This is a genomic window from Pseudomonas marginalis, assembly GCF_900105325.1.
Classification (GTDB): Bacteria; Pseudomonadota; Gammaproteobacteria; order Pseudomonadales; family Pseudomonadaceae; genus Aquipseudomonas; species Aquipseudomonas marginalis.
Genome location: NZ_FNSU01000001.1, coordinates 610,024 through 635,691, shown reverse-complemented (window position 1 = coordinate 635,691; position 25,668 = coordinate 610,024). Strand labels below are relative to the sequence as shown.

Genomic DNA, 25,668 nt, shown 5'->3' with positions numbered 1-25,668 from the left:
GGCATCTGTGATGAAATGCGACCCCAACCTCTATCGCGCCGCACCGCCATCACTTGCCGTGAAACCTCGTCTGATTCGCCAACTGTTCCTGCCGCCGTTGATCATCGCCCTGATGATCGGCCTGGGTTATATCGGCTTCTGGATCAGTGAGTACTACGGCATCCGCACCCTCAGCGACAACGGCGAACGCCAGCTGGAGCTGCATGCCCGCACCGTCGAAAGTGAAATCAGCAAATACACCTACCTGCCCAGCCTGCTGGAGCTGGAGTCGAGCGTCTCCAAGCTGCTGGCCGAGCCGAACCAGGAAACCCGCAAAACGGTCAACGACTACCTCGAAGGCCTGAACCGACGCAGTCGCAGTCGGGCCATCTACGTGATGGACACCACCGGCCGTGTGCTGGCCACCAGTAACTGGCGCGATGCCGACAGTTACCAGGGTGAAGACCTGTCCTTTCGCGCCTATTTCCAGAATGCCGTGCGCGGCCAGCCCGGGCGTTTCTACGGCATCGGCAGCACCAACGGCGAACCCGGCTACTACCTGGCCCATGGCCTGGAGGAACACGGCAAGATCATCGGCGTGGCGGTGGTCAAAGTGCGCCTCGAAGCCCTGGAAGAGCGCTGGCAACGCGCGCGCCTCGAAGCCTTTGTGAGCGACGAGAACGGCATCATCATTCTCTCCAGCGACCCGGCTCGACGCCTCAAGGCGGTGCGACCGCTGAGCGACGAGACCAAGGATCGCCTGGCCCACAGCCTGCAATATTACTGGGCCACGCTCAACGAACTGGAACCCCTGGCCCGTGAGCGCTTGAATGAACGCAGCGAGAAGCTGACTTTCCCGGCCAACACTGAAGTGGTCAACGACGAACACGAAGTCAGCTACCTGGCGCAAACCCGCCCACTCAATGACACACCGTGGAATTTCACCCTGCTCACCCCGCTCAACGACCTGCGTCGCGCGGCGATCAACCAGGGCATCCTGGTGGCTGTCGCGTTTGGCCTCGTCGCGTTTTTGCTGATTGCCTGGAACGAGCGGCGCAAAGTCATCGCCACCCGCCTCGCGGCGCGGGAAGCCTTGCAGGAAGCCAACAGCCAGCTGGAACGGCGGATCGCCGAACGCACCGCCGACCTGCGCGCCAGCAACGAGCGGCTCAAGGGCCAGATCCGCGAACGGCGCCAGGCCGAAGAAACCCTGCGCCGCGCCCAGGATGAACTGGTACAGGCCGGCAAGCTGGCGGCCATCGGCCAGATGTCCACCAGCATCGCCCATGAACTGAACCAGCCGTTGGCCGCGCTGCGCACCTTGTCCGGCAACACCGTGCGCTTCCTCGAACGCGGCGCGCTGGACACCGCCAGCGCCAACCTCAAGACCATCAACGAACTGATCGACCGCATGGGCCGTATCACCGCCAGCCTGCGCTCCTTTGCCCGACGCGGCGATGACCAGGGCGAAGCCAGCCTGGCCAAGGCGGTGGACGCCGCGTTCCAGGTCCTGGGCCCACGCCTGGACAGCCTGCCGCTGAGCCTGCACCGCGACTTTGCCCCGGCCCAATTGCAGATCGACCAGACCCGCCTGGAACAGATCCTGGTCAACCTGATCGGCAACGCCCTCGACGCCATGCAGGCACAACCGGCTCCCGAGTTGTGGCTGGAAGGCAGCGCCGCCGAGGGCAAATACCGCCTGCTGGTGCGCGACAACGGCCACGGCATCGACGCCGAGGCGCGCAAGCATCTGTTCGAACCCTTCTTCACCACCAAACCCGGCGAGCAAGGCCTGGGCCTGGGCCTGACCCTCTCCGCCAGCCTCGCGGCAGCCACCGGCGGCACCCTCGCCGTGGAGCACCCGGCCGGCGGTGGCACTGCCTTTGTCCTGAGCCTGCCGCTGGTGGGCGCTCAACAAGCTGAGTCGACATGAATATTGATCCTCAAGACCTCACCGTGCTGATCGTCGAAGACGACCCCCATGTGCTGCTCGGCTGCCAACAGGCGCTGGCGCTGGAAGATATCCCAAGCGTGGGCGTGGGCAGTGCCGAGGAGGCATTGAAACGTATCGGCGAGAACTTCGCCGGCATTGTGATCAGCGACATTCGCCTGCCGGGCATTGACGGCCTGGAACTGCTCACCCGTCTCAAGGCCCTGGATAAAAGCCTGCCGGTGGTGCTGATCACCGGGCATGGCGACATCTCCATGGCGGTCGGCGCCATGCGCAATGGCGCCTACGACTTCATGGAGAAACCCTTCTCCCCCGAGCGCCTGGTCGACGTCGCCCGCCGCGCCCTGGAACAACGCGGGCTGGCGCGGGAAGTCTGGTCGCTGCGCCGTCAGTTGGCTGAGCGGGATTCGCTGGAAGGCCGCATCATCGGTCGCTCGCCGGCCATGCAGAACCTGCGCGAGCTGATCGCCAACGTTGCCGACACCTCGGCCAACGTGCTGATCGAAGGCGAGACCGGTACCGGCAAGGAGCTGGTCGCGCGTTGCCTGCATGATTTCAGCCGCCGGCATGCCCACCAGTTCGTCGCCCTCAACTGCGGCGGCCTGCCGGAGAACCTGTTCGAAAGCGAGATTTTCGGCCACGAAGCCAACGCCTTTACCGGCGCCGGCAAGCGCCGTATCGGCAAGATCGAACACGCCCATGAAGGCACGCTGTTCCTCGATGAAGTGGAAAGCATGCCGATCAACCTGCAGATCAAATTGCTGCGAGTGCTGCAGGAGCGCACCCTGGAACGCCTGGGCTCGAACCAGAGCGTGGCCGTGGATTGCCGGGTGATCGCCGCCACCAAGTCCGACCTCGACGAACTGAGCCGCGCCAGCCAGTTCCGCAGCGACCTGTACTACCGCCTCAACGTGGTGACCCTGGAACTGCCGCCCCTGCGCGAACGCCGCGAAGACATCCTGCAGCTGTTCGAACACTTCCTGCAGCAGTCGTCGCTGCGTTTTGACCGCACCGCGCCGGAACTGGACAACCAGACCCTCTCCAGCCTGATGAGCCACGACTGGCCCGGTAACGTACGCGAACTGCGCAACGTCGCCGAACGCTTCGCCCTCGGCCTGCCCGCCTTCAAGAAAAGCGGGACCAGCAGCGGCAGCCAAGGCCTGGCGTTCACCGAAGCGGTGGAAGCCTTTGAACGCAACCTGCTCAGCGATGCCCTGCAACGCAGCGGCGGCAACCTGACCCAGGCCAGCCTGGAACTGGGCATGGCCAAGACCACCTTGTTCGACAAGGTCAAGAAATACGGGTTGAGCCACTGATGGATCTTTTTTTGAAAGCCGCCCTGGGCGCGGCGGTGGTGCTGATCCTGGCGGCGCTGGCCAAGACCAGGAACTACTACATCGCCGGGCTGGTGCCGCTGTTTCCGACCTTTGCGTTGATCGCCCATTACATCGTCGGCAAGGGCCGTTCGCTGGACGATTTGAAGACCACCATCCTGTTCGGGATGTGGTCGATCATTCCCTACTTTGTGTATTTGGCGACGTTGTATGTGATGGTGGACCGCATGCGGCTGGAGGCCTCTTTAGCCGTCGCGGCGGTAGCGTGGCTGATGGCAGCGACGATCCTGGTGAGTATCTGGGTACGCTTCCATACCTGACCCGACTCGGTCAAAAAATGTGGGAGGGGGCTTGCCCTAATGCCAGTCATTTAAGGCTTTTTGTAGGAGCGAGCTTGCTCGCGAAAAACTCACAGGCGCCGCGTTCATTCAGGAAGCACGCGTTATCGTTGACGTTTTTCGCGAGCAAGCTCGCTCCTACAGGAGGCGATGTACGCTTAACTGACTGACATTAGGGCAAGCCCCCTCCCACATTTAATCAGCGGACTATTTTGTCGACCTGGATGCCCAGTTTCTTCAGGCGATACCAAAAGCTCCTTTCGGAAATCCCGATCTTCGCCGCCGCCGCAGCCTGCACGCCATTGCTCTCCTGCAACGCCGCGAGGATATAGGCCTTCTCCACCTCCGCCAGCGCCGCGTCCAGGTCCTGGGGAATCCCCGGCCCGTCGCTGAGGATCGCGGTCACGCCGCCTTCGCTGGGTTTGGAAGCAAACAGATAGCCCGGCAAATCAATGTCTTCGATCACAGGCGTGGCGGCCACGATGGTCGCGCGCTCCACACAGTTTTGCAGCTCACGGATATTGCCCGGCCAGTGATACGCGGCCATGGCCTGCAACGCTTCAGGGCTGAAGCCGGTAATACGCTTGCCGGCAGTGGCGCTGAGGGTCCGGGCAAAGTGACGGGCCAGGGGCGCGATGTCTTCCACGCGTTCACGCAGGGCCGGCAGCGGGATCGGGAACACATTGAGGCGGTAATACAAGTCTTCGCGAAACTCCTTGTTGGCCACCGCCTCCAGCAGGTTCTTGTTGGTGGCGGCGATCACCCGCACATCCACCTTGCGCTCGCGGGGGTCGCCCACAGGCTCGATCACCCGCTCCTGCAAGGCGCGCAGGATCTTGGCCTGCAATGCCAGGGGCATATCGCCCACTTCATCGAGAAACAGCGTGCCCTTGTCGGCCTGCTGGAAGCGCCCGACCCGGTCAGACACGGCGCCAGTAAACGCGCCCTTGCGATGGCCGAACATTTCGCTTTCCAGCAGCCCTTCGGGGATCGCCGCGCAGTTGACCGCCACAAACGGCTTGTCGGCACGGCTGCCGTGCTTGTGGATGGCGCGGGCGACCATTTCCTTGCCGGTGCCGCTTTCGCCGGTCAGCAGGATGGTGGTGCTGCTGTCGCGCACCGAATCCACCGCCTGCAGCACTTTGCGAAACGCCGGGCTGTCGCCCACCAGGCTGTCGAACTGCGCCTGCTCATCCAGCTCGGCGCGCAGGCGCGCGTTGTCGCGCATGATGTCGCGAAACTGCAGGGCCTTGGCCACGGTGATGTCCAGCTCGTCGATATCGAACGGTTTGGCAATGTAGTCGTAGGCACCGTTGCGCATCGACTGCACGGCGTTTTTCACCGTGCTGTAGGCGGTCATCACGATCACCGGCACGTGGGGATAACGCACCTTGATCTCGGCCAACAAGGCCGGCCCGTCCATGCCCGGCATGCGCCAGTCACTGATCACCAGGTCGATGTCTTCCTGTTCCAGCACCTTGAGCGCATGCAGGCCGTTGCCCGCAATGAACACCTGCACGCTGTTCTGGCCCAGGGCCGACGCCAGCAGGTCGCAGAGCTTGGGTTCGTCGTCGACTACCAGAATGTTATGCGTCATGACTGTCCTCGTCGTCTTCGCCTGTCGCTGGAATGTACAGGCTGAAGGTGGCGCCGGCATCGTTTTCGCTGGCGCATTCGATGCTGCCGTCGTGACTTTCCATGATCGAATAGACTTTGGCCAGGCCCAGGCCCGTGCCAGAGGCCTTGGTGGTGACGAATGGCGTAAAGATGCGCTCGATCATCTCCGGCGCGATGCCCTGGCCGGTGTCGGCGATGGTGATGACGGTGTTGTCGCCCTCGCTGCGAATCCCCAGGGTCAGGCGCCCGCCTTCAGGCATGGCATCGATGGCGTTGAGAATCAGGTTGAGGCAGGCCTGCTTGAGTTGCTTGGCGTCGGCGTAGATCGTCGCCCCCGGCGCCTGGTCGTCGATCTGCGCGTCGATGTTATGGCTGGCCAGTTCCGGCGCACAGAAGCCCAGGATCTCCTCCACCAATGGACGGGCCGGCTGCAGCACGCGCAACGGTGGGTTGGGTTTGGCAAAATCGAGGAACTCGGTGATCAAGTCGTTGATGCGGCTGACTTCGCTGATCACATATTCCAGGTGGCGCTTGTCGGCGTCCGGCAGATCAACGCGGCGGTGCAACAACTGGGTGGCCGTCTTGATGATGCCCAACGGGTTACGGATCTCGTGGGCCAGGCCCATGGCGACTTCGCCCAGGGCATGCAGGCGATCGCGCCGGCGCAGTTGGGCTTCGAGGTGGTGCAACTCGCCCAGGCGCTCGGTCATATGGTTGAAGGTGCTGCTCAATTGCGCCAGTTCATCGCCGCCGCTGACCAGCACGCGGTGCGCGTAGTTGCCTGAGATCACCGCGCTCACGCCTTCGGACAAGTCCCGCAACGGCTTGGTCAGGCGCCGTGACACCAGCACCCCGGCCGCGAGGGACAATGCCGAACTGAGCAGGAAAATCAGCACGAACAGGTTGCTCTGGTTCACCAGCCCCACCAGGCTGGTATGGCGCAACAGTCCGCTGAAAATCACGCCTTGGAGGTCACCGGCGTCGTTGAAAATCGGCCAGTACAACCCGCTGTAGCTGTTGGTGAACTGCTCGCTGGGCTGCTTGGTACTGCGCATCGCGGTCTCGACACTTTTCGGGATACGCGCCGGGTGATCCACGAAGCGCTGGGTCGAAAATATCTCCGAGAACCCCTCGGGGTTGGCCAGGTACAGGCGCAGGTCGAGGGAATGCACATCGGCCACGCTGGTGAGAAAGCTGCTGTCCAGGTAGGTCGCCACCAACAGGCGGTAGTCGACGCCGTCCTGGCTGGTTTCGAAGGTCGAGACCACAATCCCGGTACTCACCCCCGCCACTTGCACGGTCTGCAGCACCGCGTTGCTGGTCAGGCTGATCTGTTTGACGATGTCATCGGAGGCGGTGCTGAACACCACCTTTTGATCGCTGGTGCGGATCAGCGCCACCACGTCGATGTCGGTGGCATCGGCGATGTCCGCGGTCAGCCGGTCATGCTTGGCCGCCTGCCGGCTCGAGGGCGGGCTGGTGTAGCGCAGGAACAGCTTGGCCATGCGCGCGTTGTCGTGAAGGATGTCGCCGATCTCGTCCTTGACGATCTTGGTCGATTCCTGCAGCCAGATACGCACGTTGCTGTCGAAAATCTGCGACAGCGTGGTCGCCGCCAGCTCCGCCGCGATCATGGTGGGAATCACGCTGACCAGCCAGAACGCCAGCACCAGCTTGCGCTGGACGCTCCAGCGCGAAATGGCAAAGGGGCGGGCTTTCTGGCGGGTCTTGGTGATCATCAGGTTTCGCTTATCGCAGCAGCCATGGCAGGGTCGGAACGATCCGGTCGAATAAACAGTTTTACAAGCGTGAGCAGGCCGTTGACCAGCCGGTTGCGGTGGCGGAAAAACACACTGTTGCCCTGGAACTCGCAGCCCAGGCGCAGCTTACTGGCATACCCGGCCTGGCCGCACTCATACACCGCAATATTGTGTTGAATACAGTAGTCGACGTTGGTCAGCCAGCTGCGGAAGTACAGGTTGTAGTCACGGCTGAACGCAACGTCATGGGCGAAAAACTTGTCCACCAACCGGTGCTCGTCCAGCAGCAGCAGGTTGAACGCCACCAACTGCTCGTCGACCCAGTAAAGAACACAGACGGCGCGATCGCCAAGGCGTTCCAGCACGCCGGTGAAATAGCCGGCAGGCAGGTGTTCGAACTGCAACTCGGCGCGCTTCAATGTGGCTTCGTACAGGCCCATGACCTCGGGCAGCACGTCGTCGATATTGCCGCGCCATTCCACCCGTGGTCCAGGTGCACGCAGCTTGCGGCGCAAGTCCTTGCGGGTGGATTTGCCCAGCGAACCGAGGTAGGCGTCCACCGAACCGTACGGCAGCGGCAACACCCCGGTGGGCAAGCCCGGCATGCTTTGAAAACCCGCCACCCGGCAACTGTCGAGCCAATGGGGATCCTGGCTGGGTGCATCCTTGACCGCCAGCAGGCCGATACCGAAATCATCGGCATCCTGGCGCGCGGCTTCCAGCAAGTGTTTGAGCAACAACGGGCGACGCGACTCGGGCACGCCACTGGCAACCCCGGCGTCGCAACGCTCGGCCACCGGGGAGCCAATGGCATACAGGCCCAATTGCAAAACACCCGGCCACAGCCGCTCCACACGTTCGGCCAAACGCTTGCCGGCGCCCGACACCGTGGTGTCGAGGCGATAATGGGTGATGAAGGCGGCGGCCACGGCCACCAGCGTTCCATTGTCGTAAACCGCCAGGTAGCGCCATTGGAAGTCATCGATGGCGGCGTTTTCCACGGCGACGTAATAGTCCCAGTCTTCCAGGGCACCGGGAAAACAGTCGTTCCAGGCGCTACGCTGGAGGGCCCGGATGGTCGGGAAGGCTTGGGTGGTGATCACATCGTTTCCCTTGTTATGGCTGGCGAGCGACATCTTGTGGTGAGCGGGCTTGCTGTTGTGAGCGCGCTTGCTGTTGTGGTGAGCGGGCTTGCCCCGCGCCGGGTGGCGAAGCCGCCCCATCACTGACACTGCATGCGTCCAGTTAGAACTGAGGTGCCTGGGTTTGGGGCGGCTTCGCCGCCCAGCGCGGGGCAAGCCCGCTCACCACAGCAAGCTGGCTCACCACAACAAGCCCGCTCACCACCCAGTAAGCCGGCGTCCACAAACGCGGTGTGCCGCTCGACAAAGTCGGCACTCAACTCGATCACCCGGCGGTATTGCAGGTCGACGGTGATCATGTGGTAGCAGTTGTCCAGCAGGATCTTGGTCACCGGGCCGCCCAGGTGACGCTCCACGTAATCGGCGTTCCAGCGGCTGGTGATGTCGTCTTCGAGGGAGTGCAGCACCAGGGCCGGCACCTTGACCTTGGGCATGCGTTTCCTGACCACGGCATTCATGCGGTGCAACTCGCGCACCGTGATGCCTTCCATGGTCAGCAAACCGGCTTCGCTGCTCTGCCCTTCCTTCATCTGCCGCTCGACGATTGCCCGCAGGCGTTCGTTCTTGATGCCGTAGGGCGGCTTCTCTTCGAAGCGGCAGATATGCACGCCGAACGGAATCTTCATCAGCAACGGCGTGAGGAACGCCAGTTTGTTGATGCTCCAGCCGTCGTACTTGAGGGTGGTGGAATACATCAACAGCCCGGCAACTTGCCCAGGGTGCTCGGCAGCCACGTACATCGACATCACCGCACCCATGGACAAACCACCGACAAACACCTGCTCGTGGCGTTGCCTGACCTGCACGAAGGTCTTGCGCACGCCCTCGTACCAGTCCAGCCAGCCGGTGGCCTGCAGGTCGCTGTTGTCACCGCAGTGCCCGGCCAGGGTGGGCACGTACACCGTGCAGTTACCCGCCTTGACCAGGCCCTTGGCGACCTGGCGCAACTCCGTCGGGGTGCCGGTCAGGCCGTGGATCAACAGGATCCCGACCGGACCTTCACCGAGAACGAAACCGGCACTGCCTTCACCGAGGTCGATCCCGGCGGCGCTCACCGTTGGGTCGCCCGTACCAGCAGTTGCTCGAGCAGCTTCAGGCCCAGTTCGATTTCCGGGTAGCTGATTTCCAGGGACGGTGCCAGGGTGATCACGTTTTTGTAGTAGCCGCCCACGTCGAGGATCAGGCCGAGTTTGCGGCCATCGACGACCATGTCGCCTTTCATGCCTTCTTCGACCATGTAGTCCAGGGTCGCCTTGTCCGGCGTGAAGCCGTCCGGGCCGCAGATTTCGCAGCGCAGGGCCAGGCCCAGGCCGTCGACGTCGCCGATGATCGGGAACCGTTTCTGCAGGTCCTGCAGGCCTTCGAGGAAGAATTTGCCCTTGGCCATGACCATCGCGCCGTAGTCGACTTCGTTGGTCATCTTGAACATTTCCAGGCCCACCGCCGTGCCCAATGGGTTGGAGGCGAAAGTGGAGTGGGTCGAACCTGGCGGGAAGATCTTCGGGTTGATCAACTCTTCACGGGCCCAGATGCCGCCCAGTGGGTTGAGGCCGTTGGTCAGCGCCTTGCCGAACACGATCACGTCCGGTTGTACGTCAAAGTGCTCGATGGACCAGAGTTTGCCGGTGCGGTAGAAGCCCATCTGGATTTCGTCGGACACCATCAGGATGCCGTGCTGATCCAACACATGCTTGAGTTCGCGATAGAAGTTCATCGGCGGGATCACGTAGCCGCCGGTGCCCTGGATCGGCTCGACGTAGAACGCGGCGTATTCGCTCTGGCCGACTTTCGGGTCCCACACACCGTTGTATTCGGTCTCGAACAGGCGCGCGAATTGCTGCACGCAATGGCTGCCGTACTCTTCCTTGGTCATGCCCTTGGGGCCGCGGAAGTGGTACGGGAACGGGATGAACTGCGCGCGCTCGCCGAAGTGGCCATAGCGACGACGGTAGCGGTAGCTGGAAGTGATCGACGAGGCGCCGAGGGTCCGGCCGTGATAGCCGCCTTCGAAGGCGAACATCAGGCTTTTGCCGTTGGTGGCGTTACGCACCACCTTCAGGGAGTCTTCGATCGACTGCGAACCGCCGACGTTGAAGTGCACGCGACCGTCGAGGCCGAATTTCTTCTTGGCGTCCACCGCGATCATTTCCGACAGCTCGATCTTGCCTTTGTGCAGGTACTGGCTGGCGATTTGCGGCAGGGTGTCGATCTGCTGTTTCAACGCATTGTTCAGGCGCGGGTTGGCGTAGCCGAAGTTGACGGCCGAGTACCACATTTGCAGGTCGAGGTAGGCCTGGTCTTCGGTGTCCCACACGTAGGAGCCTTCGCAACGGCTGAAAATACGCGGTGGCTCGATGTAGTGAACGGTGTCGCCGTAGGAGCAATACTTGGCTTCTTTATCCAGGAGGATCTGGTCTTCGGCGGTAGCGATGCGGATATCAGACATGGTGGAAGAGTTCCTGATTGTCAGAAGAGGTATTGAAGGTGGTGGCGTTGGCGGCGATGCCCTGAGGCAGGCGGGCCAGCAACGCAGGCACTTCGGCGAAGGTGTCGAAGCGCGCGTGAGGGATGTTGTTGGCTGCGCAGTACTGGGCGAGGCTGTCTTTGGCGAACACGAAGTCGGCGGTGGAGGCCACGCACATGTCCGACTTGCCGTCGCCGATCACCAGCACGCGCTTGTTGCGCGGGGTGGATTTGCACTTGCAGTTGCCGGACGCGGCGCGGCAGGCATCGCTGGCATACGGGAAGTCGATGCGCCAGCTGTTCTGGTCGACCTGGCGCAGGCGGTTGGCGAGGATCGGCAGCAAGGTCACGTAGTTGCGCGACAGGATCCGCGCAATCCCCTGTTCGATACCGTCGCTGACCACTTCGAGGGAAGCGCCCAGGCCGAGCACGTGATCGACGAAGTCGGGGAAATCCGGGTCGATCTCGACACTGTCGAAATACGCCAGCAGTTCACTTGGGGTGGCCTTGATCAGCGCCAGTTGACGGCTCAGGCATTCGCGGGAACCGATATGCCCATCCAGCCATTCCTGTTCGATGGTTTCCCACTCGGGGCCGGCGAAGCGTTGGAGGACGTTGTCGATGACATCGGTGGGGGTAATGGTCCCGTCGAAGTCACACACGATATGCCAGTGGATCATCTGCGTTTACCTTGAGGAGCGCGCTGTGTGCGCTTGCCCAAGGGGTAGAGCAGGGAGTGTGCCAACTGGCTGAAGCCCAGCCGGGCTGGGGGTTCTGGCGTTAGCGGTGGAGATATGTGTCGTGCAAGCTACAATTTTTGTAGCTCGCTACAAACAAGATGAGTGCTTGCGCAAGGGATGCCCTTCGCGCGTTCATGCGCGCATGTCCAGATAAGGAACCTGCTCCATGCTCAAACTCACTTGCGCTGTATTCGCCGGTTTACTGGGGCTGTGGGGCATTGCCGACACCGCCCTGGCAGCCCCGGTCACCGGTGAAGCCGGCGCGGGCCTCAGTTATCAACCCCACGACCCCACCGGCAGCCGCTACGAAACCCGCCCCGTGCCCTACCTGGACCTGGACTGGGGCAACGTCAGCCTGAGCACCGATGACGGCCTGACCTGGAGCGCCCTGAACACCAACGGTTTTACCGCCGGCCCCTATATCAACTACCTGCAGGGGCGTACCTCCAACGGTGAGCTGCAAGGCCTGCGCAATGTGTCGGACATGGCGGAAGTGGGCGGCTTCATCCAATACGCGCCGGCCGACTTCTGGCGCGTGTACGCCCGGATGGGCCAGGCCGTGGGCGGCGGGCACTCGCAGAGCGGCGCGCTGGGCAAGGTCGGCGGCGAGCTGGGCTACCCCCTGGGTGGCGGGGTGATCGGCAGCAGCGGCCTGGCGGCGAATTTCGCCGATGCGCGCCAGACCCAGACTTATTTCGGGGTGGACGCCAATGAATCCGCGGCCTCTGGTATTCGTCCGTATAACGCCAACGGCGGCTTCCAGAACCTCACGTTGACCCAGAGTTTCGAATTCCCCCTGGCCTCCAATTGGTCACTGCTGACCAGCGCCAGCTGGGTGCACCTGGTGGGTTCGGCGGCCAACAGCAGCATCGTCAAGGAGACCGGCGACGTGAACCAGGGCCAGGTACAAACGGCGATCAGCTACAAGTTCGATTGATCACTTCGAACAAAATATGGGAGGGGCAAGCCCACTCCCCATGAATTCGTGTTTCAGTTTTCTTCGCCTTCGGCCAGCAGCGCTATACCGCCGATGATCACCGCCACGCCTACCCAGTGCAGCGGGCTGATATGTTCCCCCAGCCCCAGCCACGAACCCAGCAACACCACCACAAACACCAGCGAACTGAGCGGAAACGCCAGGGACAGGCTGCTGCGCCGCAGGATCAGCATCCACACGAAAAACGCGCCGATGTAACTGGCGATCGCCGCCAGGATCCCCGGGTTACGCGCCACCTCGGACAACCACTGCCAGTTGAAATCCATCTGCCCCAGTTGGTCCCCTGCAACTTTGGTAAACAGCTGCCCGGCACTCTCGGTGCAGATCAGCAAGGCCCACAGCACCACCGTGCCCAGGCGCCCATGCAACCAACCGGTATGCATCGTTTGCGTACTCATGCCTGACTCCCAGCAATCGCTACCAGCATCACACCCAAGGTAATCACCAGCGTGCCCAGCCAACGACGTCGGCTGACGGTTTCGCCCAGTACCACCTTGCCCGCCAGCACCACCCCGCAATAAGCCAGGGCCGCCGCCGGGAATAACAGGCTCAACGGCGCACGAGACAGCGCTTCGAGCCACACGAAAAACTCGATTACATAGGCACCGATCCCCGCCCACAGCAACGGCGCATTGAACACCTGGCCCCAGAACGCATTCAGGCGAAAGCCGCCCTCCAACTCCGGCAAACGGTCCAGGCCGAGCTTGAAACACAGTTGGCCGATCACATCGAGCACGATGGAAAACGCCACGAGTAACACCACGGTCAGGCTCACGGGAACAGCTCCTCAAACAGGTCGATCAGGGCTTCATTGGTGGCGGCGTTGCGCTGCAGATCCTCCGGGCTCCAGCGCTCCGCGGGCGGCTGGTCGGACTTGGCTTCCCAACGCTTGAACGCGTTGCTGAACGCCGGCGTGGCGAACTCGCCGCACACGTCGATGCCGATGATGCGCTTGCGCGCCGCCAGCGCCCGCAGGGCTTGCAGCAGGTGGGTCAGGCGCATGCCGCCCTGGTCCCAGTTGGTGGCGGCGTCTTCACTGGCGAGCACGTCTTTGTCGATGGTGATCCAGATCGCTTCGGTGGGCAGGCTGCCGATCATCTGCTCGAGAAACGCCGGCCAGTCCAGCTCCGCCAGGTTGCGCCAGTGCAGGTGGTTTTCCTGCTGCTGGTGGCCGGCGCCATCGCCGACCCGGCCCCAGACTTTCGACGGCGGGTGCTGCCAGGGGAACAGTTGCAGGCGCCCGCGCTTGAGGGCACCGAGGTTGCCGCCACGCAGTTGCGGGTTATGCAGGTCATCGCTGCAGGGGCCGAGGGTGACGATGCGTTTGATCGCCGGCATGTTCAATGCGCGGTTGACCCACGAGCCACAGTGGCGCCTGGGCGCAAAGCGCACCCAGTCGGGGTGGTTGTCGAAGTGGATCAGGCTGATGGGTTCTTTCAGGTCGGCCAGAAACGCCGGCGTCAGGTGGTGATAATCGCCGGAACCGACGAACAGGATTTCCGGACGCGCATCCGTGGGCCGGGGCCGCCGGGCCAGGCGTTCGGCGAAGCGCTTCCAGGTTTTTTCGGTGGACCACAGGCGCAGCTTCGGGCCCAGGTCCAGCAGGTCGATACGCGTGGCACGGCCACTGGCCAGACGCCGGGCAATCGGTGCCTGACCGGTGAGGCTGTGGTCGAGGTCGAGAATGTTCAAGGTCATGTTTCCCCTATGGCTTTAGGGGGTCGATGCAAGGGGCGGGCCAGCGCTTACCTCAAGGACAGTGAGAAACAAATGTGGGAGGGGCAAGCCCCCTCCCACATTTGGATCAGTGTCCGATTTTAGTTTTTAGCTTCGTTGATGATCTGGCGAATCGCGCCCACAAAGGCTTCCGCCGGCTGGCCACCGCTGACGGCGTACTGGTCGTTGAACACGATGGTCGGCACTGACGTCACCCCACGGGAGGTCCACAATTGCTCTTGCTCGCGGACTTCGGCGGCGTATTCATCGCTGGCGAGAATCTCGGCGGCGCGCTGGATATCCAGGCCGACGCTTTCGGCGATGATCGCCAGGGTGGCGTGATCGGAAGTGTCCTGGCCATCGCTGAAGTAGGCCTTGAACAACGCCTCCTTGAGGTTGTACTGCAAGCCCTCGAGCCCGGCCCAATGCAGCAGGCGGTGTGCGTCGAAGGTGTTGTAGATACGGCTCTGGCCGTCGGTGCGGAAGGCAAAGCCCAGCTCGGCGCCCATGTCGCGGATACGCGCACGGTTGGCCTGGGACTCTTCGGCGCTGGAGCCGTATTTCTCGGTGATGTGTTCGACGATATTTTGCCCTTCGGCGGGCATGTTCGGGTTCAGTTCGAACGGCTGGAAATGGATCTCGGCCTGCACCTCGGTGCCAAGCTGGTCGAGGGCTTCGGTCAGGCCGCGCAGGCCGATGATGCACCAGGGGCAGGACACGTCGCTGACGAAATCGATTTTCAGGGGAGTACTCATGACAGGCAACCTCGCAGGCTTCAATACGCCGTAAAGGGTGCACGATACACCAATGTCACAGCAGCTTCGAAGGCGCGACCGGGTCAATCTGCGCCCAATGTGCGGCATCTTCACGATGAGCCTGCAGGTACGGCAACACCGCCGTCAGCAGCGGCGCCTTGAACGCTTCCTGGAAACGATGGGCCATGCCGGGAATCAACTTCAACTGGCTGCCCTGGATATGCGCCGCCAGGTGCACGCCGTGCATCACCGGCAGCAACGGGTCGGCGGTGCCGTGGACCACCAGTGTCGGCACGCGCAGCTGGTTGAGCAGCGGCACACGGCTGGGTTCGGCGAGGATCGCCATGATCTGGCGCTTCACGCCGTCCGGGTTGAAGGCGCGGTCATAGGACAGCGCCGCCTGGTGCAGCAGCACCTGGCGATCGTCCTTCACAGTCGGGCTGCCCAGCGCCGCGAGCAAATCGGCCTGCTGCTCCAGCGCCACTTCACGATTCGGCGCACTGCGTCGCGACAATAATTGCACCAGCGCCGCATTCGGGGCCGGCAAGCCTTCGGCGCCGGAGCTGGTCATGACCAGGGTCAGGCTTTCCACGCGCTGGGGCGCCATCGCCGCCAGGTGCTGGGCGATCATGCCGCCCATGCTTGCGCCCAGTACGTGGAATTGCTGGACCTGCAAGGCGTCCATCAGGCCCAGGGCGTCATCGGCCATATCCGTCAGCGTGTACGGCGCCGATACCGGCAGGCCGAGCTTGTAGCGCAGCACTTCAAAGGTCAGGTTGGCGTTCGCCGGCGCCTGGCGCCAGGTGGAGAGGCCGACATCGCGGTTGTCGTAGCGGATCACCCGGAAACCCTGCTGACACAGGGCAACGACGACTTCGTCGGGCCAGTGAATCAGTTGCCCGCCCAAGCCCATCACCAGCAGCAAGGCCGGGTCGGACGCACGGCCGATACTCTGGTAGGCGATGCTCACCTGGGCCAGGTCGACCGTTTGGGTCGGGACATTGACATCACATCGAGACGCCGCAAAAGACGGCAGGCCGAACAGTAGAGCGGCCAGTAAAAACAACACGCGCATGAAAAACACCGAAACGCAGAACCCCAGTAGAGCGCGAGTCTGATGAAGTTTGTTCAAGGGCGCTGCCACAGTTCCATGACAGTTTGATGAAGAGTGCCCGGCGGTCATGGTCGACATGGATTGCAACATGAGACAAACTCACGCTATTCCGTTTCGTCACAAATTTTCTTCATGGAGAGCCCGTGCTCGAGATCCGTCACCTCAAGACCCTGCACGCCCTGCGCGAAGCCGACAGCCTGGTGGAGGCCGCCGAGCGTCTGCACCTGACGCAGTCGGCGCTGTCCCACCAGTTCAAGGAGCTGGAAGAGCGCCTGGGCATGCCGCTGTTCGTGCGCAAGACCAAACCCGTGCGCTTCACCAGCGCCGGCCTGCGCCTGCTGCAACTGGCCGACGCCACCCTGCCCCTGCTGCGTGGTGCCGAGCGCGATATTGCACGCCTGGCCGGGGGCACCGCCGGACGCCTGCACATGGCGATCGAGTGCCACAGTTGTTTCCAATGGCTGATGCCGACCATCGACCAATTCCGCGATGCCTGGCCGGAAGTCGAGCTGGACCTGGCCTCGGGCTTTGCGTTCGCGCCACTGCCGGCCCTGGCCCGTGGCGACCTGGACCTGGTGGTGACCTCCGACCCGCTGGAGCTGCCGGGCATCACCTATGTGCCGCTGTTCACCTACGAAGCCATGCTCGCCGTGGCCAACCAGCACGCGCTGGCGAACAAGGCGTACATCGTGCCCGAAGACCTGCTGAGCGAAACCCTGATCACCTACCCGGTGGAGCGTGACCGCCTGGACATCTTCACCCGCTTCCTGGAACCGGCCGATGTGGAACCGGCCCAGGTGCGCACCTCGGAACTGACGGTGATGATGATGCAACTGGTCGCCAGCGGCCGTGGCGTGTGCGGCATGCCCCATTGGGCGCTGCATGAATACAGCTCGCGCGGCTACGTGAAGGCCAAGCGCCTGGGCGAGAAAGGCTTGTTTGCGACGCTGTATGCGGGGATTCGTGCGGACATGCTGGATGCGCCGTATATGCGCGATTTTTTGCTGACGGCAAAAGATACGTCGTTTTCAACGCTGGATGGCGTGAGCGCGGTACGCTGAAACAACACAGTTCCAAATGTGAGAGGGGCAAGCCCCTCCTACATTGGATCTCAGTGAGCCGTGAGTTCGCGCCACATGTAGATTTTGTCGAAGTAGTCCACGCCCACTCGCACCGCCAACGGTTCCAGGCCGTACTGGATAAACCCGCAGCGGCGGTACAGCGCAAACGCTGCATCGTTGCCGGCGGTGACGGTCAGCTGGATCACTTTCAGCCGCGGATGTCGGCGCGCTTCATCCAGCGCTGCCTCGACCAATCGCCGGCCCAAGCCTTTCTGCTGGTAAGCCGCGTTCACGTACATGCCGAACAGGGTCACCTTGTGCCGTGCCTTCTCCCTAGGCTCGAAGGCCAGGCCGACGATGCCGGCCAGTACCCCGTCGACGTACGCGCCGAGCAAACGATCCAGCGGACTCTCCAGGCGCTTTTCCCACCAGCTCAACGGTATCGACGCACGCTCGGCCACACTGGAAGTGAACGCCTGGGGATAGGCGCCGTAAGCTTCCAGCATCAACGCCCGATAAGCCTCGGCATCGTTGGCCCCCAGCGCACGCACGCTCATTCGCGTCAGGCCGGCGTGGTCAGTGACGCGCGGTAAAACGGCAGGATCAGGTCACGGGTCAAGGGCGCCAGCACCAGGCCGCCATCACCGGCCGGGTCGATCCAGCGCACCTCTTCGATTTCAGCGGCCGGGCTGACCGGAGCATCGATCTGCACCTGGAACAATTCAGCGTCCACGGTAAACCCCGGTTCGTTGGCCGCAGGGGCCGAGAAGTGACCCAGGTAGACCGCGTCGCCGGGCTCGATGCGCAGGTTCAGCTCTTCGTACAGCTCGCGGGCCAGGGCCTCGACGGGCTGCTCACCGGCGTCGATCTTGCCACCGGGTTGCATAAAGGCCTGGGTACCGCGCTTGCGCACCAGCAAGGTGTGGCCATCGCTGCCGATCAGCAGGGCAGCGGCGATACGGATAGTGCTAGGCATGAACTGAAAACCTTGAACTCAAAAAATGAAAATTAATGGAGCACCCCTTCGCTCTCGTCCGGCTCCTTGATGAACACGCTGTACTTGGCGCCTTCCATCGCCTCGAACGCAATCAGCTTGTCCACCAACGGCAGGTTCAGCACCTTGCCGGCGTTAAGCAGCAACATGCCGTTATCGGCGTTGAGGTTACGCGCCAGGACCATGCCGTCTTCCAGCTCACGGGTGGTGAGCACCTTGACGGTCGGATCGCCCAGGGTCACGTCACTGAGAAACGCAGCGCACGCCAGGATGAAGTCCTCGACCAGGTCCGGATCGTAGAGACGCCCGGCATACTTGCGGATATACAACAGCGCTTCATCGCTGTTCAGGTGCCGCTCAAGGATCAGGCCTTTCTGCAACTCGATGAAGTCCACCGCCAGTTTCAGCAGGCGTGAACCGAACGGAATCGCATCGCCCTTGAGGTGGTCGGGAAAACCACTGCCGTCCCAGCGCTCCTGGTGATGACGGATGATCCGCGCCGCATCCTTCATCGGCTCCAGGGTCATCAGCAGCGATTCGCTCTGGGCCGGATAGCCACGGTAGCGCTCGCGATCGGTGCTGTGCAGCTTGTCGGCCGGCTCGATCAACATGCTGTCGCTCCAGCTCAGCTTGCCGATGTTGTACAGCGCGGCGGCCATGGCCATGTCGCGGGCGCTGGCTTCGTCTATGGACTGGGCGGTGCAGTACACTCGCACCAGTTCGATCAGTGCGCGGTTGGTCTGTTTGTTCTTGGGCAGGCGCAGGTTGGCCAGCAACGAAAACACTTCGGTGCCGGTCACGTAGCTGCGCTTGAGCTCGTCGTAGGCCAGGTCGAGCATGTCGGCGGTCTGTTGCAACTCACTGGTGCGTGCTGCCACGCGTTTTTCCAAGGTGGCGTTCAACAGCTTGAGCTGGTCGTTCTGCTGATGGGCCAGGCGCTCCAGCCGCTGAAATTCCAGGGCCTGCTGCAGGATCAGCTTCAGTTCGTCGTCGTTCCAGGGTTTGCCGATATAGCGGTGGATCGCCCCTTCGTTGATCGCCTTGATGATCGTCGGCAGGTCGGCGTAGCCGGTGAGCAGGATGCGACTGGTGGCGGGATAAAGGCGATGAACCTCGGCCAGCAGCTGCGCGCCGTCCATGCCGGGCATGCGCGCATCGCTCATCACCAGGTCGATGGGCTGGGCGGCCATGATCTCCAGGGCCTGGGCGCCGCCGCCCGCGAGCACGACATCAAAGGGTTGGCCGCGCAACAGGCGGCGCAAGCTGTTGAGGATCGACTCTTCATCGTCGACCAGCAAAATAGTGGGTTTCGTCGCAAGTTGTTCATCCATGCCTGTTGCGCCTTCACATTGAACTGAATTGAGCTGATTTGAACCCCTGTGCCAAGCCATCTTCCCTCGCTTAAGGCGCGGAGTTGATTTGACGCCAACTGGCCGCCGAATTCAAGGGACCTCGACTACACTGTCACGGCAGGTCTGCGCCCCGCTCAGCCATGGAACCAAGGAAGGAATGGTTATGCCGTCGAACCGTTTGCAGATAAGGCGCGCACTATGAACCCGAACGCAGGGCGGGCCAACCGTCGCATCCTGATCGTCGATGATGCCACGTCCATCCACCTGGACTTTCGCAAGATCCTGTGCGCCGACGCCGACGCCGAGCCCTCCCTGGATACCCTTGAGCAGACCCTGTTCGGCACAACGGCCGTTGCTCGCCAGGCGTTTATCCTCGATTCCGCCTACCAGGGCCAGGAGGCCTTGGATCTGGTGAGTCGGGCCCTGGCAACCAACACCCCCTACGCCATGGCGTTCATCGACATGCGCATGCCGCCCGGCTGGGACGGCCTGCAAACCATCGAGCAGTTGTGGAACGTCGATCCCAACCTGCAGATCGCCCTGTGCACCGCCTATTCCGACTATTCCTTTGAAGCGATCGAGGCGCGATTGAAGTACAACGACCAGTTGCTGATCCTGAAAAAGCCCTTCGACCACCTGGAAATCCGCCAGATGGCCAGCGCCCTGACCTGGAAATGGCAGCTCGCCCAGGATGCCGCCCTCAAGGTGATCGGGCTCGAACGCACGATTGAGGAGCGCGTGCAGGAGTTGCTGAAAGTCTCGCACCTGCTGCAATACGACGCGCTCACGGAGCTGCCCAACAGCACGCTGCTGGGCGACCGCCTGACCCAGGCCATTGCCCTGGGCCGGCGCCATGATACGCAACTGGCGGTGATGTTTATCGGGCTCGACCGCTTCAAGCGCATCAACAACGCCCTGGGTTATCCGGTGGGGGATGAGGTGCTCCAGCAGGTCAGCCAAAGCCTGGTGGCGGCCGTGCGTGAGTCTGACTCGGTGTTTCGCTATGGTTCGGACGAGTTTGTGATCCTGCTCAATGATGTCCAGCATCCCCAGCAAACCCAGCACATCGCCCAGAAGGTGCTCCAGGCCATCAGCGTTACCCGGCATGTCGCGGGGCACGACCTGAGCGTTACCGCCAGCCTCGGCATCAGCATCTACCCGAATGACAGCAGCACTGCGGTGGAACTGATCAAGCACGCCGAAACCGCCATGCACACCACCAAGGAGCGTGGCCCGGACGACCTGAGTTTCTACACCGAAGACATGAACCTGCGCGCCCGGCATCAACAGAACCTGGAAAGCGCGATCCGCCAGGCCCTGGAGCACGATGAGTTTGCGCTGCACTACCAGCCCAAGCTGGACCTGAAAACCGGGCGGATCCTCGGCGCAGAGGCGCTGATCCGCTGGTTTCAACCGCGCTCGGGCTGGGTCCACCCGGCCGACTTCATTCCGGTGGCCGAAGACAGCGGGCTGATCGTCGCCTTGACCCAGTGGGTGCTGCGCCACGCCTGCGAACAGGCACAGGCCTGGCGCACCATGGGCCTGGCGCCGCTGCGCATCTCGGTGAACATCTCGGCCATCGACTTCCGCCAGCGGGAGTTTGTCGACAACCTGGCCGCCATCCTCAAGCAGACCGGCCTGCCGCCCAACCAGCTGGAGCTGGAAATCACCGAAAGCGTGCTGATGCAGAATGTCGACGAGACGGTCGATATCCTGAACCGGATCAAGGCCATGGGCGTGCGCCTGGCCCTGGATGATTTCGGCACCGGCTACTCCAGCCTCAGCTACCTGCGACGCTTTCCCATCGATGTGCTGAAGATCGACCAATCATTCGTGCGCGGGCTGCACGAAAATAGCCAGGACGCGCAACTGATCAGCGCTATCATCGGGATGGGCAAGAGCCTGGAGCTGAACATCATCGCCGAAGGGGTAGAGACCGTCGAACAGCTGAACTTCCTGAGAGCCCAGCACTGTGAAGAAGGCCAGGGCTTTCTGTTCAGCAAGGCCGTGCCTGCGAAGGATTTCGCCCAGTTGCTGCAGGTGGGCAGCCCCACACTGATGCCCGACCAATAGCCCTATGCCTGCAAGGAGTGCTCGCTTGAGCGACGTTTCAACCTACCATTTCGGCTCCATCCTCGCGTTGGGGCTGTGCCTGGGGACGACCGTGACGGCCGCGCCGCTGGACGAAGCGCTCAAACCCCTGCCGCCGGTGCCGCACCTCGATGCGGCCAAGGTCGAGCTGGGCCGCCAGCTGTTCAATGAGCCGCGCCTGTCAGTGAACAACACGCTGTCTTGCGCCAGTTGCCATCACCTCGAATCCGGGGGCGCCGACACCAGGCCCTTCTCCCTGGGTTTCGACGGCAAACCCGTGGAGATCAATACGCCGTCGGTCTTCAACGCCAGCCTGAACTTCAAACAATTCTGGAATGGCCGCGTGGACACCCTGGAAGCGCAGGTCGAGCAAGTGGTCATCAGCCCGGTGGAAATGGGCAGCGACTGGAACACCGTGGTGCAGAACCTGACCGCCCTGCCCGCCTACCAGGCGGCGTTCAAGCAGGCCTACCCCGATGGCGTCACCGCCGCCAATGTGCAAAACGCCCTGGCCACCTATGAACGCACGCTGCTGACGCCCAACTCACGGTTTGACCAGTACCTGCTGGGCAACACGGACATCCTCACGATCCAGGAAAAGTACGGCTACCAGCGCTTCAAGGATTACGGTTGCATCGCCTGTCACCAGGGCATCAACATCGGCGGCAACATGTTCCAGAAATTCGGCGTGATGGGCGACTACTTCAAGGTCCGCGGCAACCCCGTCGAGTCGGACCTGGGGCGCTACCTGCTGACCAAGGATGAGGAAGACCGGCACGTGTTCAAGGTCCCCAGCCTGCGTAACGTCGCGGTCACGGCCCCGTATTTTCACGATGCCTCGGCCAAGACCCTGGAAGAAGCCGTCGACGTCATGTTCAAGTTCCAACTGGGGCGCAATCCTTCACAGGAGGATAAAGACCTGATCATCCAGTTTCTCAAGACCCTGACCGGCGAATGGAAAGGCAAGCCTTTATGAGCAGACCGTCATGACCCTTTCTCGCCGCCGCACCAGCCAGTTGGCCTTGGGATTGATCACCCTGTTGCTGGCCTCGACCCTGATTTTTCTGTACATCAAGTCGTCCAGCGACCAGTCGTCTTCCTACACCCACTCCCGGGACCTGATCCGGCAGTTGCAGCAACTCAATGCCCAGTGGGACAGCGAAGTCCTCAAGGCCAGGATCGCCATCACCCACAACTACGACCCCCTGGTGACGCCCCTGACGGAAATGACCCGGTTGTGGGCCGAACTGGAAGCACGCGGCTCGTACCACAGCCCGCAAGACCTGCCCGCCTGGCAAGCCAGCCAACAGGCTTATCAGGCGGCCATCCAGGAAAAGGCCCGGCGCGTCGACCAGTTCAAGTCCCATAACGCGGTATTGCGCAACTCCCTGGCCTTCCTGCCGACCGCCGAAGACGATATCCAGGCGCAGTTCAACCAGGTGAACGACGATACAAAACCGCAACTGCAAAGCGTGGCCACCGACACCTACGACTTGCTGCTCAGCAGCCTTGAATTCGCCCAGGTCACCAGCGACGAGCGCGCCGCCGACATTCTCGTCGGCCTGGGCAAGCTGGCCGTCAACCAGGAACTGCTGCCCAGCGAATTCCGCGGCCCGGTGGAGATCCTGAGCAATCACATCGAACTGATCCTGCGCGAGCAGCCGGTGGTGAACACGTTGCTCGAACAGATCGCCGCCATTCCGGTAGCCGAACGCCTGGATGACCTGACCACCCACCTCAACCAGGACCAACAGGCCCTCGACCTGGTCGAGCAGCAATACCACCGTTACCTGCTGGTGTTCTCGACCATGCTGGTGGCCCTGCTGCTGTTCCTGGCGGTTCGCCTGCTGCGTAGTTTCGCCGAGATCAACCGCGTCAACCGCGCCTTGCAGGCGGTGAACGAAACCCTGGAACAGCGTGTGGAACGACGTACCCGACAGCTCAAGGATGCCCAGAGCGAGCTGATGGACAGCGCGCGCCAGGCCGGCATGGCGGAGATCGCCACCAACGTGCTGCACAACGTCGGCAATGTGCTTAACAGCGTGAACATCTCCGCCGACCTGGTCACCCGCAAACTGCGCAGCAGCAAGGCAATGGGCCTGGGCAAGGCCATGCAGTTGATCAACGAACGCCAGGGCGACCTGGGCACTTTTATCACCGAGGATGAGAAGGGCAAGTTGCTGCCCGGCTACTTGAACCAATTGGTGGACGCCATTGCCGTCGAGCAGCAAGGCCTGATCGAGGAGCTGGGGCAACTGAGCAAGAGCGTGGACCATATCAAGGACATCGTCTCCACCCAACAATCCTATGCGGGCGCGCCCTCGATGAAGGAACCGGTGCAGATCAGCACCTTGATGGAAGACGCCCTGCGCATGAACGCGGGGGCACTGAGCCGGCACAATGTCACGGTGGTCAAGCACTATGGGCAGGTACCGGAAGTCCTCGGGGACAAACACCGCTTGCTGCTGATCATGGTCAACCTGATCAGCAACGCCAAGTACGCCATGTCCAACCTCACCGACCGGCCACGGCAGATGACCCTGACAGTCCAGTCGCTGGAGGGCAACAGGTTGCAGATCAGCGTGAAGGACGAAGGCGAAGGCATACCGGCCGAGAACATGACCCGGATATTTACCCACGGGTTTACCACCCGCAAGGAAGGTCACGGCTTCGGCCTGCACAGCTGCGCCCTGGCCGCCGTCGAAATGGACGGCCACCTCAGCGCCCACAGCGACGGGCCGGGCCTGGGCGCGCTATTCACCCTGACTATCCCCCTCATTCCTGCCGGAAGCCTCGTATGAACCAGCCTCCCAACCGGCGCATCCTGTTGATTGATGACACGCCGTCGATTCATGAGGATTTCCGCAAGATCCTGATGCCGCCCACTGAATCCAACCAGGAGCTGGATGACATGGAGTCGGCACTGTTCGGTGAAACCAGCAAACCCACGGCCCCCCCTTTCGACCTGCACTCGGCCTACGGCGGCGAAGAAGGCCTGCAGTTGCTCATCACCGCCATGGCGCACCAGCAGCCCTATGCCCTGGCGTTTGTCGACATGCGCATGCCCCAGGGCTGGGACGGCGCGAGGACCATAGAAGAGCTCTGGAAAGTCGCCCCCGACCTGCAAGTGGTGGTGTGCACCGCGTACTCGGACTATTCCTGGGAGGACCTGCTCGACCGCCTGCAAGGCCATGATCGCTTGCTGATCCTGAAAAAACCGTTCGATAACATCGAAGTCCAGCAGATGGCCAACACCCTGGCCAATAAATGGGACATGGCACGTCGCGCCACCCTGCAAACCACTCATCTGGAACGGCTGGTGGAACAACGCACCCACGCGCTGCAGCTGGAAATCGAAGAGCGCAAGCACCTGGAAAGCCAACTGGTGCAGTCGGAAAAACTCGCCTCCCTGGGGCAACTCGCCGCGGGCGTGGCCCATGAGATCAATAACCCGGTAGGCTTTATCTCCTCCAACCTCAGCACCCTCGACGGCTACTTCAACCAGTTGCAACAGATGCTGGAGGCTTACCGGCAGGCCGAAGAAAGCCTCGCCACGGGTGAACAGCACGAGCAGCTCAAGGCCTTGCGCACCCGCCTGGAACTGGAGTTTCTACAGGAAGACATTCCGGTGTTGATCCGCGAGTCCAAGGAGGGCATCGGCCGCGTGGTGCAGATCGTCAAGGACCTGAAAAACTTCTCGCGGGTGGACAACGACCAGACCTGGCAATTCGCAAACCTGCAACAGGGCATCGATTCGACGCTGAACATCGTTGCCAGCGAACTCAAGTACAAGGCCGATGTGGTCAAGCACTACGCGCCGCTGCCAGAGATCGAATGCCTGGCCTCCCAGCTCAACCAGGTGGTGATGAACCTGGTGATCAATGCGGCGCAGGCCATGGGGCCGGAGCGCGGCATCATCACCATCAGCAACGGCGTGGAAGGCGAGAACGTGTGGCTGGAAGTGGCGGACAACGGCTGCGGGATTGCCCCCGAGGCGGTGCAGAAAATCTTCGACCCGTTTTTCACCACCAAGCCGGTGGGCGAAGGCACTGGGTTAGGACTGTCACTCTCCTACGGCATCGTCAAGAAACACCATGGCGATATCTCTGTCAGCAGCGAACTGGGCAAGGGCACGAAGTTTCGCGTGGTATTGCCGATTCGGCAGACGGCGGCGTAGGACACGCCGCCGAATCATCCGCCCCTGCGCACCCTGTTATTTCTGACAGTAGACAGCCCCTTTTCCCGACTCGAGACTCCACACAAG

At 62.2% G+C, this 25,668-nt stretch carries 23 protein-coding genes and 1 pseudogene; 10 read left to right on the top strand and 14 right to left on the bottom strand.

The features are described from left to right. Nucleotides 1-10 precede the first annotated feature (10 nt). The 3 genes from aauS to BLW22_RS03020 are packed head-to-tail and all read left to right on the top strand — an operon-like array spanning nt 11 to nt 3,584. Nucleotides 11-1,912: a two-component sensor histidine kinase AauS gene (aauS, locus tag BLW22_RS03030; RefSeq protein ID WP_065926531.1), complete on the top strand. Its 1,902-nt coding sequence runs from the start codon at nt 11-13 to the stop codon at nt 1,910-1,912. Further along, nucleotides 1,909-3,246: a two-component response regulator AauR gene (aauR, locus tag BLW22_RS03025; protein WP_074844060.1), complete on the top strand. Its 1,338-nt coding sequence runs from the start codon at nt 1,909-1,911 to the stop codon at nt 3,244-3,246. The genes aauS and aauR overlap by 4 nt, the downstream gene beginning before the upstream one ends. Next, nucleotides 3,246-3,584, top strand: a complete 339-nt coding sequence (locus BLW22_RS03020; protein ID WP_065926533.1) for a GlpM family protein — start codon at nt 3,246-3,248, stop codon at nt 3,582-3,584. Before aauR ends, BLW22_RS03020 begins: the two co-directional genes overlap by 1 nt. 217 nt (nt 3,585-3,801) lie before the next feature. On the opposite strand, the gene BLW22_RS03015 is transcribed toward BLW22_RS03020, so the two are convergent. The 6 genes from BLW22_RS03015 to BLW22_RS02990 form a co-directional block, all read right to left on the bottom strand. Further along, the gene (locus BLW22_RS03015) at nt 3,802-5,199 is read right to left on the bottom strand and encodes a sigma-54-dependent transcriptional regulator (RefSeq protein ID WP_065926534.1); all 1,398 of its coding nucleotides are present in this window, start codon (nt 5,197-5,199) and stop codon (nt 3,802-3,804) included. Further along, nucleotides 5,189-6,958, bottom strand: coding sequence for a sensor histidine kinase (locus tag BLW22_RS03010; RefSeq protein WP_065948873.1), 1,770 nt, complete (start codon nt 6,956-6,958; stop codon nt 5,189-5,191). Before BLW22_RS03010 ends, BLW22_RS03015 begins: the two co-directional genes overlap by 11 nt. Beyond that, nucleotides 6,958-8,082 carry a GNAT family N-acetyltransferase gene (locus tag BLW22_RS03005; RefSeq protein ID WP_065926536.1) on the bottom strand — a complete coding sequence of 375 codons (1,125 nt, stop codon included), beginning with the start codon at nt 8,080-8,082 and terminating at the stop codon, nt 6,958-6,960. Before BLW22_RS03005 ends, BLW22_RS03010 begins: the two co-directional genes overlap by 1 nt. Before the next feature lie 119 nt (nt 8,083-8,201). Continuing rightward, nucleotides 8,202-9,176 (bottom strand): alpha/beta hydrolase, encoded by a 975-nt coding sequence (locus tag BLW22_RS03000; RefSeq protein WP_074844058.1) that lies wholly within the window; start codon nt 9,174-9,176, stop codon nt 8,202-8,204. Beyond that, complete coding sequence (locus BLW22_RS02995; protein WP_027604609.1) at nt 9,173-10,567, bottom strand: aspartate aminotransferase family protein; 1,395 nt, start codon at nt 10,565-10,567, stop codon at nt 9,173-9,175. Before BLW22_RS02995 ends, BLW22_RS03000 begins: the two co-directional genes overlap by 4 nt. Further along, nucleotides 10,560-11,264: an MtnX-like HAD-IB family phosphatase gene (locus tag BLW22_RS02990; protein ID WP_065926538.1), complete on the bottom strand. Its 705-nt coding sequence runs from the start codon at nt 11,262-11,264 to the stop codon at nt 10,560-10,562. Before BLW22_RS02990 ends, BLW22_RS02995 begins: the two co-directional genes overlap by 8 nt. Nucleotides 11,265-11,490: 226 nt before the next feature. Between BLW22_RS02990 and BLW22_RS02985 the strand changes: the two genes are divergently transcribed. Next, nucleotides 11,491-12,261, top strand: coding sequence for a MipA/OmpV family protein (locus tag BLW22_RS02985; protein ID WP_065926539.1), 771 nt, complete (start codon nt 11,491-11,493; stop codon nt 12,259-12,261). Nucleotides 12,262-12,314: 53 nt separating this feature from the next. On the opposite strand, the gene BLW22_RS02980 is transcribed toward BLW22_RS02985, so the two are convergent. The 5 genes from BLW22_RS02980 to BLW22_RS02960 all read right to left on the bottom strand — a co-directional run bounded on the left by BLW22_RS02980 (nt 12,315) and on the right by BLW22_RS02960 (nt 15,867). Beyond that, entirely contained in the window at nt 12,315-12,719 is a 405-nt protein-coding gene (locus BLW22_RS02980; RefSeq protein ID WP_065926540.1) for a DMT family transporter, read from the bottom strand. Then, nucleotides 12,716-13,096, bottom strand: coding sequence for a DMT family transporter (locus BLW22_RS02975; protein ID WP_065926541.1), 381 nt, complete (start codon nt 13,094-13,096; stop codon nt 12,716-12,718). Before BLW22_RS02975 ends, BLW22_RS02980 begins: the two co-directional genes overlap by 4 nt. Further along, nucleotides 13,093-14,013, bottom strand: a complete 921-nt coding sequence (locus BLW22_RS02970; protein WP_065926599.1) for an arginase family protein — start codon at nt 14,011-14,013, stop codon at nt 13,093-13,095. Before BLW22_RS02970 ends, BLW22_RS02975 begins: the two co-directional genes overlap by 4 nt. Before the next feature lie 125 nt (nt 14,014-14,138). After that, nucleotides 14,139-14,792 carry a DsbA family oxidoreductase gene (locus BLW22_RS02965; RefSeq protein WP_074844056.1) on the bottom strand — a complete coding sequence of 218 codons (654 nt, stop codon included), beginning with the start codon at nt 14,790-14,792 and terminating at the stop codon, nt 14,139-14,141. A 55-nt stretch (nt 14,793-14,847) separates the two neighbouring features. Then, nucleotides 14,848-15,867 (bottom strand): alpha/beta fold hydrolase, encoded by a 1,020-nt coding sequence (locus BLW22_RS02960; RefSeq protein ID WP_065926543.1) that lies wholly within the window; start codon nt 15,865-15,867, stop codon nt 14,848-14,850. 182 nt (nt 15,868-16,049) lie between these two features. Here BLW22_RS02960 and metR point away from each other — a divergent pair, with 182 nt between their 5' ends. Next, nucleotides 16,050-16,967 (top strand): transcriptional regulator MetR, encoded by a 918-nt coding sequence (metR, locus tag BLW22_RS02955; protein ID WP_027604617.1) that lies wholly within the window; start codon nt 16,050-16,052, stop codon nt 16,965-16,967. Between the two features lie 50 nt (nt 16,968-17,017). On the opposite strand, the gene BLW22_RS02950 is transcribed toward metR, so the two are convergent. Genes BLW22_RS02950 through BLW22_RS02940 form a run of 3 tightly spaced genes read right to left on the bottom strand, consistent with a single transcriptional unit; the run spans nt 17,018 to nt 19,292 of the window. Next, nucleotides 17,018-17,524 (bottom strand): GNAT family N-acetyltransferase, encoded by a 507-nt coding sequence (locus BLW22_RS02950; protein ID WP_065926544.1) that lies wholly within the window; start codon nt 17,522-17,524, stop codon nt 17,018-17,020. A 5-nt stretch (nt 17,525-17,529) separates the two neighbouring features. Further along, a complete protein-coding gene (locus tag BLW22_RS02945; RefSeq protein ID WP_065926545.1) occupies nt 17,530-17,943 on the bottom strand; it encodes an NUDIX hydrolase in 414 nt (137 codons plus the stop codon). A 32-nt stretch (nt 17,944-17,975) separates the two neighbouring features. Then, nucleotides 17,976-19,292, bottom strand: a complete 1,317-nt coding sequence (locus BLW22_RS02940; RefSeq protein ID WP_065926546.1) for a response regulator c-di-GMP phosphodiesterase, NosR family — start codon at nt 19,290-19,292, stop codon at nt 17,976-17,978. A 219-nt stretch (nt 19,293-19,511) separates the two neighbouring features. Here BLW22_RS02940 and BLW22_RS02935 point away from each other — a divergent pair, with 219 nt between their 5' ends. The 5 genes and pseudogenes from BLW22_RS02935 to BLW22_RS35780 all read left to right on the top strand — a co-directional run bounded on the left by BLW22_RS02935 (nt 19,512) and on the right by BLW22_RS35780 (nt 25,581). Beyond that, nucleotides 19,512-21,386, top strand: a complete 1,875-nt coding sequence (locus BLW22_RS02935) for a putative bifunctional diguanylate cyclase/phosphodiesterase (protein WP_074844054.1) — start codon at nt 19,512-19,514, stop codon at nt 21,384-21,386. 25 nt (nt 21,387-21,411) lie between these two features. Continuing rightward, entirely contained in the window at nt 21,412-22,380 is a 969-nt protein-coding gene (locus BLW22_RS02930) for a cytochrome-c peroxidase (RefSeq protein WP_065948876.1), read from the top strand. Between the two features lie 10 nt (nt 22,381-22,390). Further along, the gene (locus BLW22_RS02925) at nt 22,391-24,205 is read left to right on the top strand and encodes a DAHL domain-containing protein (protein WP_074844052.1); all 1,815 of its coding nucleotides are present in this window, start codon (nt 22,391-22,393) and stop codon (nt 24,203-24,205) included. Nucleotides 24,206-24,774: 569 nt separating this feature from the next. Continuing rightward, nucleotides 24,775-24,858 (top strand): annotated as a pseudogene (locus BLW22_RS35785) (hypothetical protein); the annotation flags it as partial. 60 nt (nt 24,859-24,918) lie between these two features. Next, complete coding sequence (locus BLW22_RS35780) at nt 24,919-25,581, top strand: sensor histidine kinase (protein ID WP_370671269.1); 663 nt, start codon at nt 24,919-24,921, stop codon at nt 25,579-25,581. Nucleotides 25,582-25,668 lie beyond the last annotated feature (87 nt).

Bases quoted from the DNA above. Each gene is read 5' to 3' on its own strand.
- BLW22_RS02965 (WP_074844056.1), bottom strand. From the start codon at position 14,792: ATGAGTACTCCCCTGAAAATCGATTTCGTCAGCGACGTGTCCTGCCCC.
- BLW22_RS02980 (WP_065926540.1), bottom strand. From the start codon at position 12,719: ATGAGTACGCAAACGATGCATACCGGTTGGTTGCATGGGCGCCTGGGC.
- BLW22_RS02960 (WP_065926543.1), bottom strand. From the start codon at position 15,867: ATGCGCGTGTTGTTTTTACTGGCCGCTCTACTGTTCGGCCTGCCGTCT.
- BLW22_RS02990 (WP_065926538.1), bottom strand. From the start codon at position 11,264: ATGATCCACTGGCATATCGTGTGTGACTTCGACGGGACCATTACCCCC.
- BLW22_RS03020 (WP_065926533.1), top strand. From the start codon at position 3,246: ATGGATCTTTTTTTGAAAGCCGCCCTGGGCGCGGCGGTGGTGCTGATC.
- aauS (WP_065926531.1), top strand. From the start codon at position 11: ATGAAATGCGACCCCAACCTCTATCGCGCCGCACCGCCATCACTTGCC.
- BLW22_RS03015 (WP_065926534.1), bottom strand. From the start codon at position 5,199: ATGACGCATAACATTCTGGTAGTCGACGACGAACCCAAGCTCTGCGAC.
- BLW22_RS02945 (WP_065926545.1), bottom strand. From the start codon at position 17,943: ATGCCTAGCACTATCCGTATCGCCGCTGCCCTGCTGATCGGCAGCGAT.
- BLW22_RS35780 (WP_370671269.1), top strand. From the start codon at position 24,919: ATGCTGGAGGCTTACCGGCAGGCCGAAGAAAGCCTCGCCACGGGTGAA.
- BLW22_RS02925 (WP_074844052.1), top strand. From the start codon at position 22,391: ATGACCCTTTCTCGCCGCCGCACCAGCCAGTTGGCCTTGGGATTGATC.
- BLW22_RS03010 (WP_065948873.1), bottom strand. From the start codon at position 6,958: ATGATCACCAAGACCCGCCAGAAAGCCCGCCCCTTTGCCATTTCGCGC.
- BLW22_RS02940 (WP_065926546.1), bottom strand. From the start codon at position 19,292: ATGGATGAACAACTTGCGACGAAACCCACTATTTTGCTGGTCGACGAT.
- BLW22_RS02950 (WP_065926544.1), bottom strand. From the start codon at position 17,524: ATGAGCGTGCGTGCGCTGGGGGCCAACGATGCCGAGGCTTATCGGGCG.
- BLW22_RS02935 (WP_074844054.1), top strand. From the start codon at position 19,512: ATGAACCCGAACGCAGGGCGGGCCAACCGTCGCATCCTGATCGTCGAT.
- BLW22_RS02995 (WP_027604609.1), bottom strand. From the start codon at position 10,567: ATGTCTGATATCCGCATCGCTACCGCCGAAGACCAGATCCTCCTGGAT.
- BLW22_RS02985 (WP_065926539.1), top strand. From the start codon at position 11,491: ATGCTCAAACTCACTTGCGCTGTATTCGCCGGTTTACTGGGGCTGTGG.
- aauR (WP_074844060.1), top strand. From the start codon at position 1,909: ATGAATATTGATCCTCAAGACCTCACCGTGCTGATCGTCGAAGACGAC.